General features: G+C 60.1%; 13 protein-coding genes. 1 reads left to right on the plus strand and 12 read right to left on the minus strand.

Annotation, left to right across the window (positions count from 1 at the left end):
• Positions 1 to 26: 26 nt before the first annotated feature.
• From B5D49_RS07870 to B5D49_RS07925, 11 genes are all read right to left on the minus strand, one after another.
• The gene (locus B5D49_RS07870) at positions 27 to 2,843 is read right to left on the minus strand and encodes an FAD-binding and (Fe-S)-binding domain-containing protein (RefSeq protein ID WP_078717135.1); all 2,817 of its coding nucleotides are present in this window, start codon (positions 2,841 to 2,843) and stop codon (positions 27 to 29) included.
• Between the two features lie 151 nt (positions 2,844 to 2,994).
• A complete protein-coding gene (locus tag B5D49_RS07875) occupies positions 2,995 to 3,531 on the minus strand; it encodes a 2-oxoacid:acceptor oxidoreductase family protein (protein WP_078717136.1) in 537 nt (178 codons plus the stop codon).
• A complete protein-coding gene (locus B5D49_RS07880) occupies positions 3,524 to 4,273 on the minus strand; it encodes a thiamine pyrophosphate-dependent enzyme (RefSeq protein ID WP_078717137.1) in 750 nt (249 codons plus the stop codon). The genes B5D49_RS07875 and B5D49_RS07880 overlap by 8 nt, the downstream gene beginning before the upstream one ends.
• Positions 4,273 to 5,334, minus strand: a complete 1,062-nt coding sequence (locus B5D49_RS07885) for a 3-methyl-2-oxobutanoate dehydrogenase subunit VorB (RefSeq protein WP_078717138.1) — start codon at positions 5,332 to 5,334, stop codon at positions 4,273 to 4,275. The genes B5D49_RS07880 and B5D49_RS07885 overlap by 1 nt, the downstream gene beginning before the upstream one ends.
• A gap of 1 nt (position 5,335) precedes the next feature.
• On the minus strand, positions 5,336 to 5,560 hold the full coding sequence (locus tag B5D49_RS07890; RefSeq protein ID WP_078717139.1) for a 4Fe-4S binding protein: 225 nt from the start codon (positions 5,558 to 5,560) through the stop codon (positions 5,336 to 5,338).
• Positions 5,561 to 5,612: 52 nt separating this feature from the next.
• The gene (locus B5D49_RS07895) at positions 5,613 to 6,905 is read right to left on the minus strand and encodes an MFS transporter (protein ID WP_078717140.1); all 1,293 of its coding nucleotides are present in this window, start codon (positions 6,903 to 6,905) and stop codon (positions 5,613 to 5,615) included.
• A gap of 99 nt (positions 6,906 to 7,004) precedes the next feature.
• Positions 7,005 to 7,901 (minus strand): phosphate acyltransferase, encoded by an 897-nt coding sequence (locus B5D49_RS07900; RefSeq protein ID WP_078717141.1) that lies wholly within the window; start codon positions 7,899 to 7,901, stop codon positions 7,005 to 7,007.
• Positions 7,902 to 7,919: 18 nt separating this feature from the next.
• Entirely contained in the window at positions 7,920 to 8,984 is a 1,065-nt protein-coding gene (buk, locus tag B5D49_RS07905; protein WP_078717142.1) for a butyrate kinase, read from the minus strand.
• Positions 8,985 to 9,077: 93 nt separating this feature from the next.
• The gene (locus tag B5D49_RS07910; RefSeq protein ID WP_144019296.1) at positions 9,078 to 9,830 is read right to left on the minus strand and encodes an IclR family transcriptional regulator; all 753 of its coding nucleotides are present in this window, start codon (positions 9,828 to 9,830) and stop codon (positions 9,078 to 9,080) included.
• 41 nt (positions 9,831 to 9,871) lie between these two features.
• Positions 9,872 to 11,449 carry a BCCT family transporter gene (locus B5D49_RS07915; RefSeq protein ID WP_159447170.1) on the minus strand — a complete coding sequence of 526 codons (1,578 nt, stop codon included), beginning with the start codon at positions 11,447 to 11,449 and terminating at the stop codon, positions 9,872 to 9,874.
• A gap of 655 nt (positions 11,450 to 12,104) precedes the next feature.
• Complete coding sequence (locus tag B5D49_RS07925; RefSeq protein WP_078717146.1) at positions 12,105 to 12,401, minus strand: DUF6694 family lipoprotein; 297 nt, start codon at positions 12,399 to 12,401, stop codon at positions 12,105 to 12,107.
• 537 nt (positions 12,402 to 12,938) lie between these two features.
• On the opposite strand from B5D49_RS07925, the gene B5D49_RS07930 reads away from it, so the two are divergent.
• A complete protein-coding gene (locus tag B5D49_RS07930) occupies positions 12,939 to 13,802 on the plus strand; it encodes a S1C family serine protease (protein WP_078717147.1) in 864 nt (287 codons plus the stop codon).
• Positions 13,803 to 13,873: 71 nt separating this feature from the next.
• Here B5D49_RS07930 and B5D49_RS07935 read toward each other — a convergent pair whose 3' ends face one another.
• On the minus strand, positions 13,874 to 14,176 hold the full coding sequence (locus B5D49_RS07935; protein WP_078717148.1) for a TIGR03905 family TSCPD domain-containing protein: 303 nt from the start codon (positions 14,174 to 14,176) through the stop codon (positions 13,874 to 13,876).
• Between the last annotated feature and the right edge of the window lie 263 nt (positions 14,177 to 14,439).

Genomic DNA, 14,439 nt, shown 5'->3' on the forward strand with positions numbered 1-14,439 from the left:
GCGTGATGGGGAGGGGGGGGCCGCGCCTACATGCCGGAAGTGCACTCGTCAATAAGGTACAAGATGTTCCGGTACGGCTTTTTGCCGTGCAGGGTCAGGCCCACCTCGCAGGTGCGCGAAGTGCTGTACCCTTCGGAACAATCGCGGATCTGATGCGCCAGGGTCTTCAGGGCCGAAGCGTTCAGCTCCGGATGCGTAAAGCCCTTGTCGCCGGAAAATCCGCAACAGAAGATCTTTTCGGGAATGACCACGTCGGTGACGCACTTTTCAGCCACTTCCCGGAATTTTTCCACAAGGCCCATCTCACGCATGGAGCAGGTGGCATGCAGCGCCACCTTGCGCGGCACCTGATTGAACCGCAACCGGTCCGCCAGGTACTGCAACACGAATTCCACCGGCTCCATGAGCACCAGACGCTCGTCCAGGGTCTTTTTCATGCGCGCCAGGCAGGGGCTGGTTTCGCAGAGCACGGGATATTTGCCGTTCTCCGTGGCTTCCAGAAGCGCCTTGTTCAGCTCGGAGGCCTTGAGGTCCGCCTCCTCGAACAAACCTTTGGTTTCAAAAGCCTTGCCGCAACACAAATCATTGGTCTTATGCGGCAGCACCACGTCAAACTTGGCCTTTTCCAACACGCGCACCGTCACTTCCATGAGCGGGCGGTTGTGGTGCGATTCGTCGTTGGTGTAGCCCATGCTGCGCACGGCGCAGGACGGGAAATACACGACCTTGTCGCGCCCCAGGGCGCGCCCCGGCAGCGGCAACGGGGAGCCGCCGCGCAGGTTCACCTCACGCAGGTCCGGCATCTGCATGCCCATCATGGACTTGGTCAGCTTGCCCGTGCCTCGGGCCAGATTGTGGCCCATGAGCTTATGCGCGGCCGAAGCGACATTCAGCATGGTGGAGGCGGCGCGCTGGGCAAAGGCAAAGTTGGAGCAGATTTTTCCGGCCACCTTGTGGGTCCGTTCAGTGGCGGCCTGGTGCCGCAATTTGCGCATGTACCCGGCAATATCCAGCCCCAGGGGACAACGCTTGGAACACAGTCCATCCGTGGCGCAGGTATCCCGGCCCTTTTCATCGAACTTCTTCTGCCAGCGCTCGGCCTTTTCGGTTTCCCCGGCCTGGATCAGCCCGGCAATGGCGCGCAGGGTGTAAATGCGCTGCCGGGAAGACAATCCCACCTCGCCGGAGGGACACACGTATTCGCAGAACCCGCAATCCACGCAGGTGTCGATGGCCCGATCCACAGGACCGGCATACTTGAGGTTTTCCAGGTGACAATTGGGGTTGTCGTTGAGGATCACGTTGGGGTTGAGCAGGCCGTCCGGGTCGATGGCCTTTTTGAGATCCTGCATGACCTTGTAGAGATCGTCGCCCCACTCCCGGCGCACGAACGGCGCCACAGCGCGGCCCGTACCATGTTCGGCCTTGAGCGCGCCCCCCAGGGAGAGCACCACGTCGGCCACCTCATCGATGACCATGGCCACCTTGCCCACCTCGGTGGGATTGTTGAGCTGCAAGGGAATGGAGAAATGGATGTTCCCGTGCAGGGCGTGACCGTGTACACCGGATTTGGTGAACCCATGCTTGTTCAGAATCTCCACAAAGGAGTTGCAGGCCTGGGGCAGATTCTTGATGGGTACGCAATAGTCCTCGGAATAGGCATATTCCTCGGGGGCCCGGGTGCCTGCCAGGATGGGGAACAAGGCCCGGCGCAGGTTCCAGAGATGCTCACACACGGCGGGATCGGTCTCGAACTTCACGGGCAGAGCGGGCTTGAGCGGGGTGAGCAGTTCCGTGACCTTATTCACGCGCTCCGTGAGCTGGGCCTCGTCCACGGCCGTGGTCTCCAGCAGCAGGGCGCAGGCATCGCTGCCCAAGCCGCGCAGCCCTTCGGGGAACTCTTCCAACTCCATCAGGCAGCCCAGGGACACGGAGTTCAAAAACTCCACCGCATACATGGGGCAATTCGCCTCCAGCTGAAGCACGCCCTCAATGGCGGTATCCAGGGAGTCGAAGCCCACCAGGGCCGTGGAACGCAAGGTCTCCAGGGGCGCGGTGCGCAGGGTGATGTCGTGGATGAACGCCAGGGTGCCTTCGGAACCGATGATCAGATGCTGGAGGATCTCCACGGGATCGTCATAGTCCGTGAAGGCGTTCAGGCTGTAGCCCGCGGTGTTGCGGATGGAAAACTTGCGGCGAACCTTGGCGTCCATTTCCTCGTTGTTCAAAATGCGTTCGCGCAGCCCCAGCAATTCGTCCAGCATGGCCTTGTGGCTCTTGCGGAACGCGGCCACGCTCTGCGGATCGGCCGTGTCCACGGTGGCGCCGTCCATGAGCGTGAAATGCAGGTCCGTCATCATGTGGTAGATGTTACGTGCCACCACGCAGCTCAGGCCCGCGGCGTTGGTGGCGGCCATGCCGCCGATAAACGCGCTGCCCACGGACGAGGGGTCCGAGGTCATGAACCGGCCGTAGGGCTTGAGCGCCTCGTTCACATCGCCGCCCACCACGCAGCAGCCGGCGCGCACGCGGTCGCCGTTGTCCAGCACGTCGATGCGCTTCCAGTGCGGTCCCACGAACCGCACCGTGACTTCCTCGGCAATGGTCTGGCCGCTGACGCCGGTTCCCGCGCCACGGAACGTAACGCTGACCTTGTGCTCGCGCGACAGACGCAGCAACTCCTGCAAATCCTCGGGCGAGGCCACGTCCACCACGGCCTTGGCACGCGGCTCGAACGGGCTGCCGTCCACGGAATAGGCCTTCACCAACAACTCATCGGTGTGGACCCGTTCCTCGGGAAAAGTATTTCGTAGATTCGATACAAACTGATCAAAGGGACACATACGCCCTCCTTGGGCAAGGCATTGCGGCTCCTGCGGAAAATTCGTTCCAAGCAGGCAGTCGGAATAATTTGTTTGCGGACAAAATGTCCGGCTGAAAAAACGGCCCCCGGGCGAAAGACCGCACCACGCCCGGAGGCCAGGGGTTTTCAGACTAGACCGCGTTGTATCCGCATTCGAAAGACTGGACGTTTCCGCTTTCGAATTTTTCTTTTCCTTTTTTCCGGAACATGTCGTTCATGCCCTGGATGCCGTCCTCCATGCTGAAATCATTCAGCAGCTTGATGACGGCAGCGGCCATGATGATGTTGGCGCCCCGGGGCTGGCCGATTTCCTGGGCCAGGGTGGAACAGGCCACACGGTAGACGTTCACGTCGTCGCGCACCTGCTGGTCCTCAGACACGATATCACTGTTCACCAGGATGATGCCACCAGGCTTGACGATGGGGGCAAAGGCCTGCAAGGACGGACCATTCATGGCCAGCAGCAGGTCCGGCTCTTCCTGGGCCGGGTTGTAGATCATGCCCTCGCCGTACTTCACGGTGCAGTTGGCGGTTCCGCCGCGCATGGCCGAGCCGTACGAGGGAATCCACGTGGCGTTCTGGCCCTTGAACACGGCCACCTGGGACATGACCAGACCGGACGTCAGCACGCCTTGGCCGCCGAATCCCGCAAAGAGAATCTCACGCATCCTTATTCTCCTTTCTGGTCTTGAATTCACCCAGCGGGTAGTACGGGATCAGCTCCTGTTCCACCCGTTCCATGGCCTTGAGCGCGCTCATGCGCCAGTTGGTCGGGCAGGGGGAGAGCACTTCGATGACGGAGTACCCCTCGCCGTTGATCTGGGCCTGAATGCCGTTTTTGATGTACTTCTTCAGCTTATTGACGTGCTTGGGCGAGGTCACGGTGCCGCGCGCCGAGTAGGCCACGCCAAATTCCTGGGCCACCAGTTCGGGGAAGCGGATGGGCTGCCCCGTGATGCCGCAGTCGCGGCCCTTGGGCGATGTGGTGGTCACCTGGCCGGGCATGGTGGTCCAGCTCATCTGGCCACCGGTCATGCCGAAGTTGGTATTGTTGATGGCGATCATGGTGATGTTTTCATTGCGGTAGGCCGCGTTGATGGTCTCGGCGATGCCGATGCTGTAGGCGTCGCCGTCACCCTGATACGCGATGATGGTGGTTTCGGGGGTCACGCGCTTCATGCCCGTGGCCACTGCCGAGGCGCGACCATGGGGGCAATGCAGCCGGTCCGTGACCAAGCCGCCCCCGAGCAGGCTGGAGCAGCCCACCCCGATGGGGAAGATGATGTTCTCCTGCTGGTCCAGCTCTTCCAGACATTCCGCAATGAGCCGGATGACGATGCCGTGGCCGCAGCCCGGGCAGAAGGACATGGCGTTGTCGATCAGTGCGGGGACTTTTCTTTCCTTGGCCATTAGTACGCCTCCTTCAGCTCGCCGTTCATGATGCGGGCCAGTCCCTCTTTGGTGGACTTGATGGACGGCACCCCATACACGCAGGGCAGGCACCACGTAGGCACGTTGCGCTCGCGGAAGGTCTTTTTCACGGTCAGGGCCACGTCGTCGATGAGCTGACCCGTGGCGTTGGCCTCCACGGAGATGAAGCCCTTGACCCCGGGGTTGACCTCGGCAAAAGCCTTTTCCGGGAAGGGCCAGGTGGTGATGGGACGAATGAAGCCCACTTTCCGGCCTTCGGCGCGCAGTTCTTCCACCGCGCCCATGACGGAGCGACCGGGCAGCCCGTAGGCCACGAACACATAGTCCGCGTCCTCGACATAGCCGGATTCCCAGCGCTGCTCATTGGCCTTGATCAAGGCGTGCTTTTCGTTCAGCTCCACCGCTTCCTTCATGGAATCACGGTCAAAGATGCCGATCTTCTTGTAGGTGTACTTGCCGTCCAAGGCCCAGGCGTGCCGCTCCGGTTCGATGAAGTCGGGCAGGTCGCACGGCTCCATCATCTGGCCCAGGGCGCCTTCGGTCATGAACACGGTGACGATGCGGTACTTCTCGGCCAGCTCAAAGGCCGGGACCATGAGATCCACGGCTTCCTGAATGCTGGAGGGGCTGAGCACGATGCAGCGGTAGTCGCCGTTGCCGCCGCCCCGGGTCTCGCGGAAGTAGTCGCACTGGGAGGAATACAGGGTACCCAGGCCGTTGCCGTAGCGCACCACGTTGATGACCACGCAGGCCAATTCCTCGTCGGAAATGCAGGAAATGCCTTCCTGCTTCAGGCTGATGCCGGGACCGGAGGAGGCGGTCAGGGCGCGGAATCCGCAGGCGGAAGCGCCCATGACCATATTGATGCCGGCCAATTCGCTTTCGGCCTGCACAAAGCTGCGCCCCAGTTCGGGCAAACGTCCCGAGAGGTATTCCATGATCTCGGTGGACGGGGTGATGGGGTAGCCCGCATAGAGCTGCACCCCGGCCCGTACCGCGGCCTCGGCAATGGCGATGTTTCCTTTCATCATATCGCCCATGTTATTGACCTCCCGCGGCTTGCGCGTCCTTGACGATGGCGAACACGCCGTCCGGACACATGGTGTAGCAGATGCCGCACCTGACGCACTTTTCCTCGTCCACGCAGGCAAAGTTGTAGCCTGCCTCGTTGAACTCTTCGGAAAAGCTGATGGCGTCATTGGGGCAGTGCGCAGCGCACAATCCGCACTGCTTGCACCGTTCCGATCTGACAATGATGGACTCCATAGCAATCCTCTTGACAATGTGTTTCTACGGTTTGCGTGCAAACCGTAAGGGTTTATCGGGCCTGCTCTTCCTGCACCTTGTCGGCCAGGGACTTCTTGTAGCGGAAGGTCAGCAACGCGCTGATCACGCCAATGGTGCAGACCACGATGTTGTAGATGAAGATCATGTTGTAGGCGTCGTTGCCGTACGTATCGATCCAGTTACCAAAGAGAATGAAGATGAACAGATCCGGGGAATAGCCGATGGCGCAGACGATGCCTGCGGTGATGGCCGCGTATTTCACCGGGATCTTCACCTCGGACGGCACCGCGAACATGGCGCCGCGAGCCGAGAAGGTCAGCATGCTCATGAGCAGCATCAGGCCGATGGCCAGCACCAGGGGCGTGCCTTCGGGCAGGAAGAGAATGGTCAGCAGCACGCCGATGGCGCCCAGCCAGCTCACAAAGAGCACCTTGGTCACGGAGTTGAATTTGTCGCCCAGGAATCCGCCCAGAGGACTGAATCCAAACCGGATCACATACTGGCGCAAAATGGCCAGCCAGCCGGAGAAGGCCACGGTCACGCCGAGCACGTTGGTGAAGTAGGGCGTGAAGTAGGACAGGGAGCAATACAGAGTATAGGTGGCGAACACGGCAATGCCGGAGAACCAGGTTCCCGGGCAGCGCAACACGATGAAGAAGTCCTTCAGGGTGATGGCGGCCTTGTTCTTGTTTTCTTCCTGCTCCTCGCTGCCGCGACGGGACATGGCCTTGGCCGGGTTGTCCACCAGGAAGTACAGGACCACGGAACAGGCGATGCCGCACAAGCCGAAGAAGATGAGCACGGATTTGAAGCCGAGCACTTCGTTCACGTAGCGGGCAAAAACCCACATGGCGATGGCGTTGATGATCACACTGCCGATGCCGGCAAAGGATTCCGCCCAGCCGAACGCCTTACCCTGGCGGGTTTCGTCCACCAGCAGGCGCACCACTTTGATGTGGGCCGGGAAGAGCAGGAACAGGCCGGAAATGGCGAAGCCGAAGAAGGCGAACACCGCGAACGGATAGTTCAGGTTGTAGGCCAGCAGGATGGACAGCAGGGACGTACCCATCAGGCCCATGATGTACATGGTCTTATGGTTGTAGCGGTCGGAAAGGAGACCGCCCAGGGGCGCGCCCGCGATGTTGCCGATGCCGAAGATGGCGATCAACGTACCCAGCTGGGCATTGGTGGCGCCCAGGGCGTGCAGGGTGGGATCATAAAAGACATACTGGACGAACGGGACCGCGTAGGTGATGGCATAGGCCATGCCTGCAAAAAACAGCGTGATGAACACGCGGGGGCTGAAACCAAGACTCTTTTGCATTGCTCCACTCCTCAGGTTGCATAGTCGTTGCGGGTTGACGAACGACGAAGCGCAGCGTCCGGATTATTCAACAACTCATTGAATACACGTACCGGGTTGCTACGATTGGGCCAAAAGACAGGCCAGGGCGATGGAATTGATCTTCACCTCCGCAGTGTCGGACCGCGATCCGAGCACCACGGGGTGCGTGGTTCCAAGCACCAAGCCTGCCCACTTCGCTTTATTCAGGGTCAGCCAGGACTTGCCAAGGGCGTTGCCCGTTTCAATGTTGGGGGCCAAAATCAGGTCCACCTCGCCGCTGACCTTGCTGTCGATGCCTTTGTGCTCCGCGGCATGGCGGTCAAAGGCCACGTCAAAGGCGATGGGTCCCTCCACGATGCAGGAACCAAAGGCTCCCTCCCCGGCCAGGCGGACCAGCTCGGCCGCGTCCACCGTGGCCTGCACCTTGGGGTGCACCACCTCATTGGCTGTGAGCGCCACCACCTTGGGCGATTCCATGCCCATACGGCGCATGGCTTCCAGCGCATTGGCGAGAATGTCCTTTTTCTGCTCCAGATCCGGAGCCACGTTGATGCCGCTGTCGCTGCAGAAAATGAGCTTGTGGTACTCGCGCACCTCGTACACGGCCAGGGCGCTGAGCAACCGGCCGCTCCGCAACCCGTTCTCCTTGTTCAGGATGGCGCGCATGTAGTGTGCGGTATTGATGGCGCCCTTCATGAGCACGTCGGCGCGTCCCTCTCGCACGGCCTGCACGGCCAGGGCCGCGCTCTGCTCCGGGCAGTCCCCGGCCAGCAATTCGTACTCCTCCAGTCCCACGGCCAAGGCCGCTTCCCGAACGCGGTCCTTGTCACCGGTGAGCACAGGATAGGCAAAGCCCATGTCCACGGCCATTTTCACGGCCTGCAACAGCTCCTGATCTCCGGCCTCGGCCACGCAGAGCCGGAAAACCCGGCCGCCGCGCACCTTGCTGATCAACTCCTGAAAATCGGCTATCATTATAGTATGCTCCAACGGTCAAAAAGCGTATTCCACCACGGACTCCGTGCCGTCGAGCACGCGGAGCGCCCCCAGGGCCAGAGCCTGCATTTCCATTTCCCCGGGAACCACGGCCACGTCCGCAATCCACTGCACGCGTTCCCGGATGAGCCGCAGGATCAAGTCGGAATGGGCAATGCCGCCCGTGACGATGATGCGGTCCACCTTGCCCTCCAGGGCCGCGGCATATCCGCCGATGTCCTTGCAGGTCTGAAGGACAAAGGCGTTCAGCGCGAGCACGGCGTCGGCATCGTCCTCGGCGTAGCGGCGTTCGATCTCCACCATGTCCTTGGTGCCGAGATAATCGAACATGCCGGCCTGGGTGCTGATCTTACGCACCAGCTCCTCATGGGTGTATTTTCCGCTGAAGCAAAGTCCCACCAGGGGATACGCCGGCAAGGATCCGCAGCGTTCCGGGGAAAACGGGCCGTTGGAGCGCCCGCCGCTGCCATCCACCATGCGCCCGCGCCGGTGCGCGGCAATGGAAATGCCCGACCCGAGATGGGCCACGATGAAGTTGAAGTCCGCGTAGGAGCCGCCCAACTCCCCGGCCACCTTGCGGCAGACCGCCTTGTGGTTCAGGGCGTGCAGCCAGCTCGGGCGCTCGATGTCGGCCAGGCCGGAAACACGGGCCACCTCGTCGAACTCGTCCACGGACACGGGGTCCACGATAAAGGAAGGAATGCCCAGAGGGTCGGCAATGTCCTTGGCCAGCACCGGACCCAGGTTGGAGGGGTGTTCCCCGCTGACCGCGTTGCGCAGGTCGTCCACCATGGCCTGGTTCACGGCGTAGGTGCCGCCGGAAACAGACCGCAACAGCCCGCCGCGACCCACCACGGCGGCCAGATCCTCCAGGGCCACGCCCTGGGCCTTGAGGACGTCGAGAATCGCCTGCCTGCGCAGCGGCAGCTGGTCAAACACAGCGGCAAACCGGTGCAGCTCGTCCTCGGCGTGCTTGACGTTGACGTTGAGCCGTTCCTCCGCACCGTCGAATACGGCGATCTTGGTGGAGGTTCCGCCCGGGTTGATGGCCAGAATCTTCATATTCTGCGCTCCTGAAACATTATACGAACAACCATGTTCGTAAAATACGGTTAAGGGTGAACAGAGCAGGGGGCGGCCGATGCCGCCCGGCCATTACAGCAATGTGGTGATTTCCGCGGCCACTTCGCGCAGGCGCTGGGCCAGTTTCTCGGTATCGTGGGCCTGCATGCGCGGCGTGGGACCGGAAATACTCATGGCCGCCACAGCCTGTCCTGACGGATCGAAAATCGGCACGCCCACGCAGGTAAGGCCGATCTCCTGCTCCTCGTCATCCACGGCAAACCCGATGGCGCGCACACGGGCCAGTTCCTCGGCCAATTCCTCGGGACCGGCTATGGTCTTGTGCGTATACCGAGCGAACGAATACTTCTTGAGTGACTCCACCGGGACGTCGGGGGAAAAGGCGAGCAGGCACTTTCCCACGGACGAACAATAACAATCCATGCTCGTCCCGATCGTTGGGCTGACGGATAATACATTGTCCTTGCTGTCCTCCTTGACCACGATGGTGCTGCGAAACACGCCTTCGGCCGTGGATTCGAGAACCGAGACGTTGACCGCCTCCTTGAATTCCTCGCCCAGCTGCCGGGCAAACGGCTTGAACACATCGTAGAACTGAATTTTGTTGGACATGGAATAGAGGCTCACACCCAGGGAATATTTACCGGAATCCGGATTCTGGAACACGAACCGCCGACTTTCCAAGGTGGCCAGGGTACGGAACACGGTGCTCTTGTGCATGCCCATGTCCTTGCTGATCTGCGACACCCCCACCGGGCCGTCCGCACGGTTGAGGTAGAGCAACACATCCAGGGCGCGCTCCACGGAATTGATGAGATTCGACAACTCTGGCTCCCTCTTTTCCAATGCTTGTCCGATTCGGAACGTTACACGTTGTTGTAGCGGTCTCCGGTGCGGATGAGCCGCGCCAGGGAGAATGCCGCGCCAATAATCACCAGGGTGATGGGTGTACCGCCGAGGTAGGTCAGGGTCTTCATGCCGTCCAACCCGGAGAACACCAACATAATGAAGGCCAGAGCGCCGATAATGGCTCCCCAGGCCACTTTCAGGAACACCGGGGCTTCCTGATTGTCTTCCGTGAGGTTCGTGGTGGTCAGCGAGGCCATGGCATTGGTGGAGGAGTCCGCCGCCGTCACAAAGGAGACCAGCACGATGAAGAGAAAGAGCGGCACCACCAATCCGCCCAAGGGCAGATTTTCCAGCAGGATGTACACGGCCTCATCAATGCCCGTGGCAATGCTGGCCTGCAGGTCCACCCCGCCGACGATCTGCTGCCAGATGGCGGTGCCGCTGAACACGGACGAGTGAATAAATACAAAGGTCACGGGCAGAATCACGTTGGTGCTCAAAAATTGCCGCACCGTGTACCCGCGGGAGATGCGCCCCAGGAACAGGGCTGAAATGGGCGCCCAGATCATGTAGTTGGCAAAGGAAAACACCGTCCACTGCTGGGGCCAGGAATCCACCCGGAACGCGTCCGTGAACAGGGACCGGGCAAAGAAGTTATCCACAAAGGAGCCGAACGCCTCGGTGCTCAAGTCCAGGATGAACACCGTGGGACCGGCCATGAATGCGAAAATGATCAACAGTAAAAACAGCTTGGCGTTAAATTCCGAGGCCATGCGCATGCCGCGCAGCACCCCGCTCACCGAGGTCATGATGCAGATGGCCACCACCGTGCTGAGCAAAAAGGCCCAAAGCCCCGGCGTGTTTTGCAAACCGGGCAGCACCCGGGAAAGCCCCCTGGCGAGCATGAGCACGCCCGTACCAAGGGACGTACCCATGCCCAGGGCCAAAGCGTACAATGAAATCACGTCAACCACGCTCCCGACCCCGCGATTGGCCCGACTGCCGAGAATGGGGTAGAGAATGGAGCCGAGGCTGAAGGGCCGCTTCAAGTTGTAGTAGCAGACCGCAAACACCAGGGCCGGAAGCGCGTTGATCGCATAGGGAATCAATCCCCAGTTCATGTACATGGAGGAGAGCGAAAATTTCGCAGCTCCGTGTGAGTTCGGTTCTAAGCCCATAGCAGCCGGCGGTGCCAGCATGTCTTGCAGAGGCTCAACAATAGGCCAAAAAAGAATGTTGATTGCGATGGTGGTACACAGGGTGATGGAGAACCACTGCCAGCGGCTGAGCATGGGCTTGGCATCCTTTCCGCCGATGACCACGTTGCCGAACTTGGAAAAATAGGCAACGGTCACCAGGATCAGACAAAACAGCCCGGTTGAGGAAAACAGCCAGCTGAAATGGTCCAGAATGTACGTCTGTCCAACGGAAACCACTTTTTCAAAGGTTTCCGGAACCAGCAAGGCCACGGCAATGGACGCGGTGATCAACAAAAACGGAATCCAGAATATTCTGTGATTCAGACCACGACGCTCCACGGCTTCTTCCCCAAAGTCCGCATGTAGGCCGAAGATACTCAAAACATACTCCCTCATGGTACCACTCCCGGTCCCTTCTTCCTTCGGGACCGCCCATGCAACACAACAACAGCTGTGGTTGTGTTTATTCATTTCCCGACTCCCAACCCTTGCCGCTTCGCCGTGTGACCGCGCCACTCCCATCGGTGGTGCGCCGTTGTTTGCTTGCCCTGCGCGCCGTTCCTCAAATCAAGGATTCGGCATCCGACACCGGAGCAGTCCCACGACGCATTCGAACCCCGCTCCCGGGCGCTTCGAATGGAACAGTTTGTAGCTCGTTCCACTGTGCGAAACGTCGTTCTAAAAACTGTTTCCCTACCCTTACGAGCGCTCAAAGACTTCGTCAAGTGATTTTGATAAAAAACCGTGCAACACGGCTTTTTTGATTTGAATATGCTGAAATTTCGATCCTTTTTGCTTCACGCCGACGCATTGCAACAGCGTTCCGGAAGGATCCGGCGTTCCGGCCCGGGAAACATCCCTCTTTTCGACTCCACGCAAAAAAAGACTCCGGTCACTCTTCAAAAGCGACCGGAGCCTTGTGTACGGCAATGCTGCAAACGTTGTTCTATTCGTTCAAGGGGGGTTCCCGTTCAAACGCTTCCACACGCCATCCGCAATTTCCTGCGGCGCGTGGAACCAAAAACCTTTCTCTCAACATTGCCTGACCCGTCTATTCTTTGGATTGCGCCGCCAGCTTGCGACCTTCCGCCACAAGCTCCTCCGCGGTCCATCCATCATACTCCGCAAACACGGCAGCCCCTTCCTTGCCGGAAAAAGCGCCCTTCATACCCAAGAGCAACATGGACCCCGCCAGCTGTTCCTTTTTCTCGGTGGACAGCTCCTCAGCCATGGCTGTCAGCGACGCATTGAGCGCCTCGTCCGAAGACGCGTCAAGCGTGGGCGCGCCCGAACAAGCCGCAAGGAAAAGACCGGCAAGCAACAGCGCGATCAGCGGAAAACGTTTCATTGGTGGATCTCCTTTTGTGGGGTGGGGGAGCCGGTCGGTTCATCGCGCATCCACACTGTGAATCATACCGGCCACAAAACAACAAGCACAAGCATCAGCCGCACCATTGCGCCCAATGTTGAAACGGCGACGCACCGCTCTAGGACACCATGCAAAACGGCAGAAAAGCAGATACCCTTTTTGCGAGCGGCGCGTACGGTGTTTACAATTCCGAAGTTTCGCACACTTCTGTCCCAATTCCAATACCGGTTTTCCCCCAGAAAAAAGAATCCTCCAACCGTACCAAGCTGCAAAGTACAGACCACACTGGTGGTAAAAATAAATTACACCAATTCCGTCAGATTACAAAACCAGACAACCCACGATACGCTGCCCGGCCTTGCCAATGCCGCATGTTTCAACGTATTGCTTTTGCCCACGAACCAATGCCCTGGCAGTGATCCGCTCCCCGAATGCTGCCGGACCATCGTCCGCGCCGGCCCGGGGCGTCCCGAAAAACGCCCTGCGCCGACACTACCCCCGTGTGGAGAAATTTTCATGAACGCCGCTCACCAGCCCCTTCGAATCACTCTGCTGACCCTTCTGTTCCTGACCATCATGCATCCCCTGCCCTCAGACGCCCGCACATTGGATGCCCGCACACTGTACAAGCAAGTGCAAGGCTCCGTGGTGCGCGTGATCTGCGACACGGGAAACGCCATCTCCGAAGGCACAGGCTTTTTTGTGGGGGACGGATCGCTCGTGGCAACCAATCATCATGTGGTGGAAGGCGCCCGATCCATCGACGTGGAAACCAACGACGGCGAAACCCAACACTCCCTGCGGCTGGTGTATGCCGACCGACGGCAGGATCTGGCCCTGATCCGCGTGCAGCACCCCGGCACAGCCCTGCCTCTGGCCGAAACACCGCCGGAGGTCGGCCAGGAAGTCATGACCATCGGACACCCCCTGGGCCTGGAAAATTCCATTTCCCTAGGCGTGGTCAGCGGCCTACGCACCCAAGAAGGCGTCAGCCTGGTGCAGACCACGGCGGCCATCTCCCACGGCAACAGCGGCGGTCCGCTCCTGGATGAACAAGGCCAGGTGCTGGGCATCAACACGTTCTACTATGACGGGGGGCAAAATTTGAACTTTGCCGTGGCCGTAACACACCTCGCAGGCATGCTTTCCCGCGACCTGAGCGGCTCCGGCACCGGAGGAACCCCTCCCGGACAAGCCCAGGGTACTGGCAACAGCAGCGGAGCCAAGGACAGGATCAACCAGCAAGAAAATCCGGCCCCCTCTTCGCCCCGCCCACCACGCCAGACCACCCCTTCCCCGGACAATGGAAAAGGCATCATCAACGATCACCAGCACCACCAAGACGGCAACGCAAGCCAGGGCAGCATCCGCCGCCGGTAAGCGGCATTCACGGGGTTCAGCCCCGCACAGCCACCACCGCGGACGTTCCCACGGCAGCAGCCCTGGACGGGCTACAGATGACGCCGCAGGGCATGGCAAAACTGGTCCGGGCAAGACGTACCACGCTTGCCGCAGGTAATGCCTTCCAGCCGTTCCAAAACATCCTCCAGCGCCATGCCTTCCACCAGGGCGGCAACGGCCTTGAGGTTGCCGTCACACCCACCCGTAAAATGCACGCCATAGACCTTGCCGTCCCGCACTTGGTAGCTGATGTGCTTGGAGCAGACGCCCTGGGGTACATATTGTTCGCAAGAAGAACCATCGTTATCGGGCTGGAGTCCAGCGGCAAAAGACATGGGAAGATCGCGCATCATGGTCGTTGTTCCGTATGGGATGAAGGTGCGTCCGCAACCGATAGCGGACAAAGAAAAAGGGATACCCGCACTGCCTGCGATATCCCGATACCAGCGGCTTGCCGCCGAAACCCGTCCATGTGGACGCCTTTCGGCAAGGCCCGAGCTTCATAGTGCAAATCACGCCTGGGAGCAAGCCGCGCCCCGCGCAGGGGACAGGTATTGTTTTCCGAGGGGCAACCCTTTCTTGCAGAAAGGGCTTTCCCCTCGGACTCCCCTTCCCA

This window comes from Paucidesulfovibrio gracilis DSM 16080 (genome assembly GCF_900167125.1).
Classification (GTDB): Bacteria; Desulfobacterota; Desulfovibrionia; order Desulfovibrionales; family Desulfovibrionaceae; genus Paucidesulfovibrio; species Paucidesulfovibrio gracilis.

Excerpts from the sequence above, each read along its gene's own strand:
- B5D49_RS07870 (WP_078717135.1), bottom strand. The coding sequence starts at position 2,843 with ATGTGTCCCTTTGATCAGTTTGTATCGAATCTACGAAATACTTTTCCC.
- B5D49_RS07875 (WP_078717136.1), bottom strand. The coding sequence starts at position 3,531 with ATGCGTGAGATTCTCTTTGCGGGATTCGGCGGCCAAGGCGTGCTGACG.
- B5D49_RS07880 (WP_078717137.1), bottom strand. The coding sequence starts at position 4,273 with ATGGCCAAGGAAAGAAAAGTCCCCGCACTGATCGACAACGCCATGTCC.
- B5D49_RS07885 (WP_078717138.1), bottom strand. The coding sequence starts at position 5,334 with ATGGGCGATATGATGAAAGGAAACATCGCCATTGCCGAGGCCGCGGTA.
- B5D49_RS07890 (WP_078717139.1), bottom strand. The coding sequence starts at position 5,560 with ATGGAGTCCATCATTGTCAGATCGGAACGGTGCAAGCAGTGCGGATTG.
- B5D49_RS07895 (WP_078717140.1), bottom strand. The coding sequence starts at position 6,905 with ATGCAAAAGAGTCTTGGTTTCAGCCCCCGCGTGTTCATCACGCTGTTT.
- B5D49_RS07900 (WP_078717141.1), bottom strand. The coding sequence starts at position 7,901 with ATGATAGCCGATTTTCAGGAGTTGATCAGCAAGGTGCGCGGCGGCCGG.
- buk (WP_078717142.1), bottom strand. The coding sequence starts at position 8,984 with ATGAAGATTCTGGCCATCAACCCGGGCGGAACCTCCACCAAGATCGCC.
- B5D49_RS07915 (WP_159447170.1), bottom strand. The coding sequence starts at position 11,449 with ATGAGGGAGTATGTTTTGAGTATCTTCGGCCTACATGCGGACTTTGGG.
- B5D49_RS07925 (WP_078717146.1), bottom strand. The coding sequence starts at position 12,401 with ATGAAACGTTTTCCGCTGATCGCGCTGTTGCTTGCCGGTCTTTTCCTT.
- B5D49_RS07930 (WP_078717147.1), top strand. The coding sequence starts at position 12,939 with ATGAACGCCGCTCACCAGCCCCTTCGAATCACTCTGCTGACCCTTCTG.
- B5D49_RS07935 (WP_078717148.1), bottom strand. The coding sequence starts at position 14,176 with ATGATGCGCGATCTTCCCATGTCTTTTGCCGCTGGACTCCAGCCCGAT.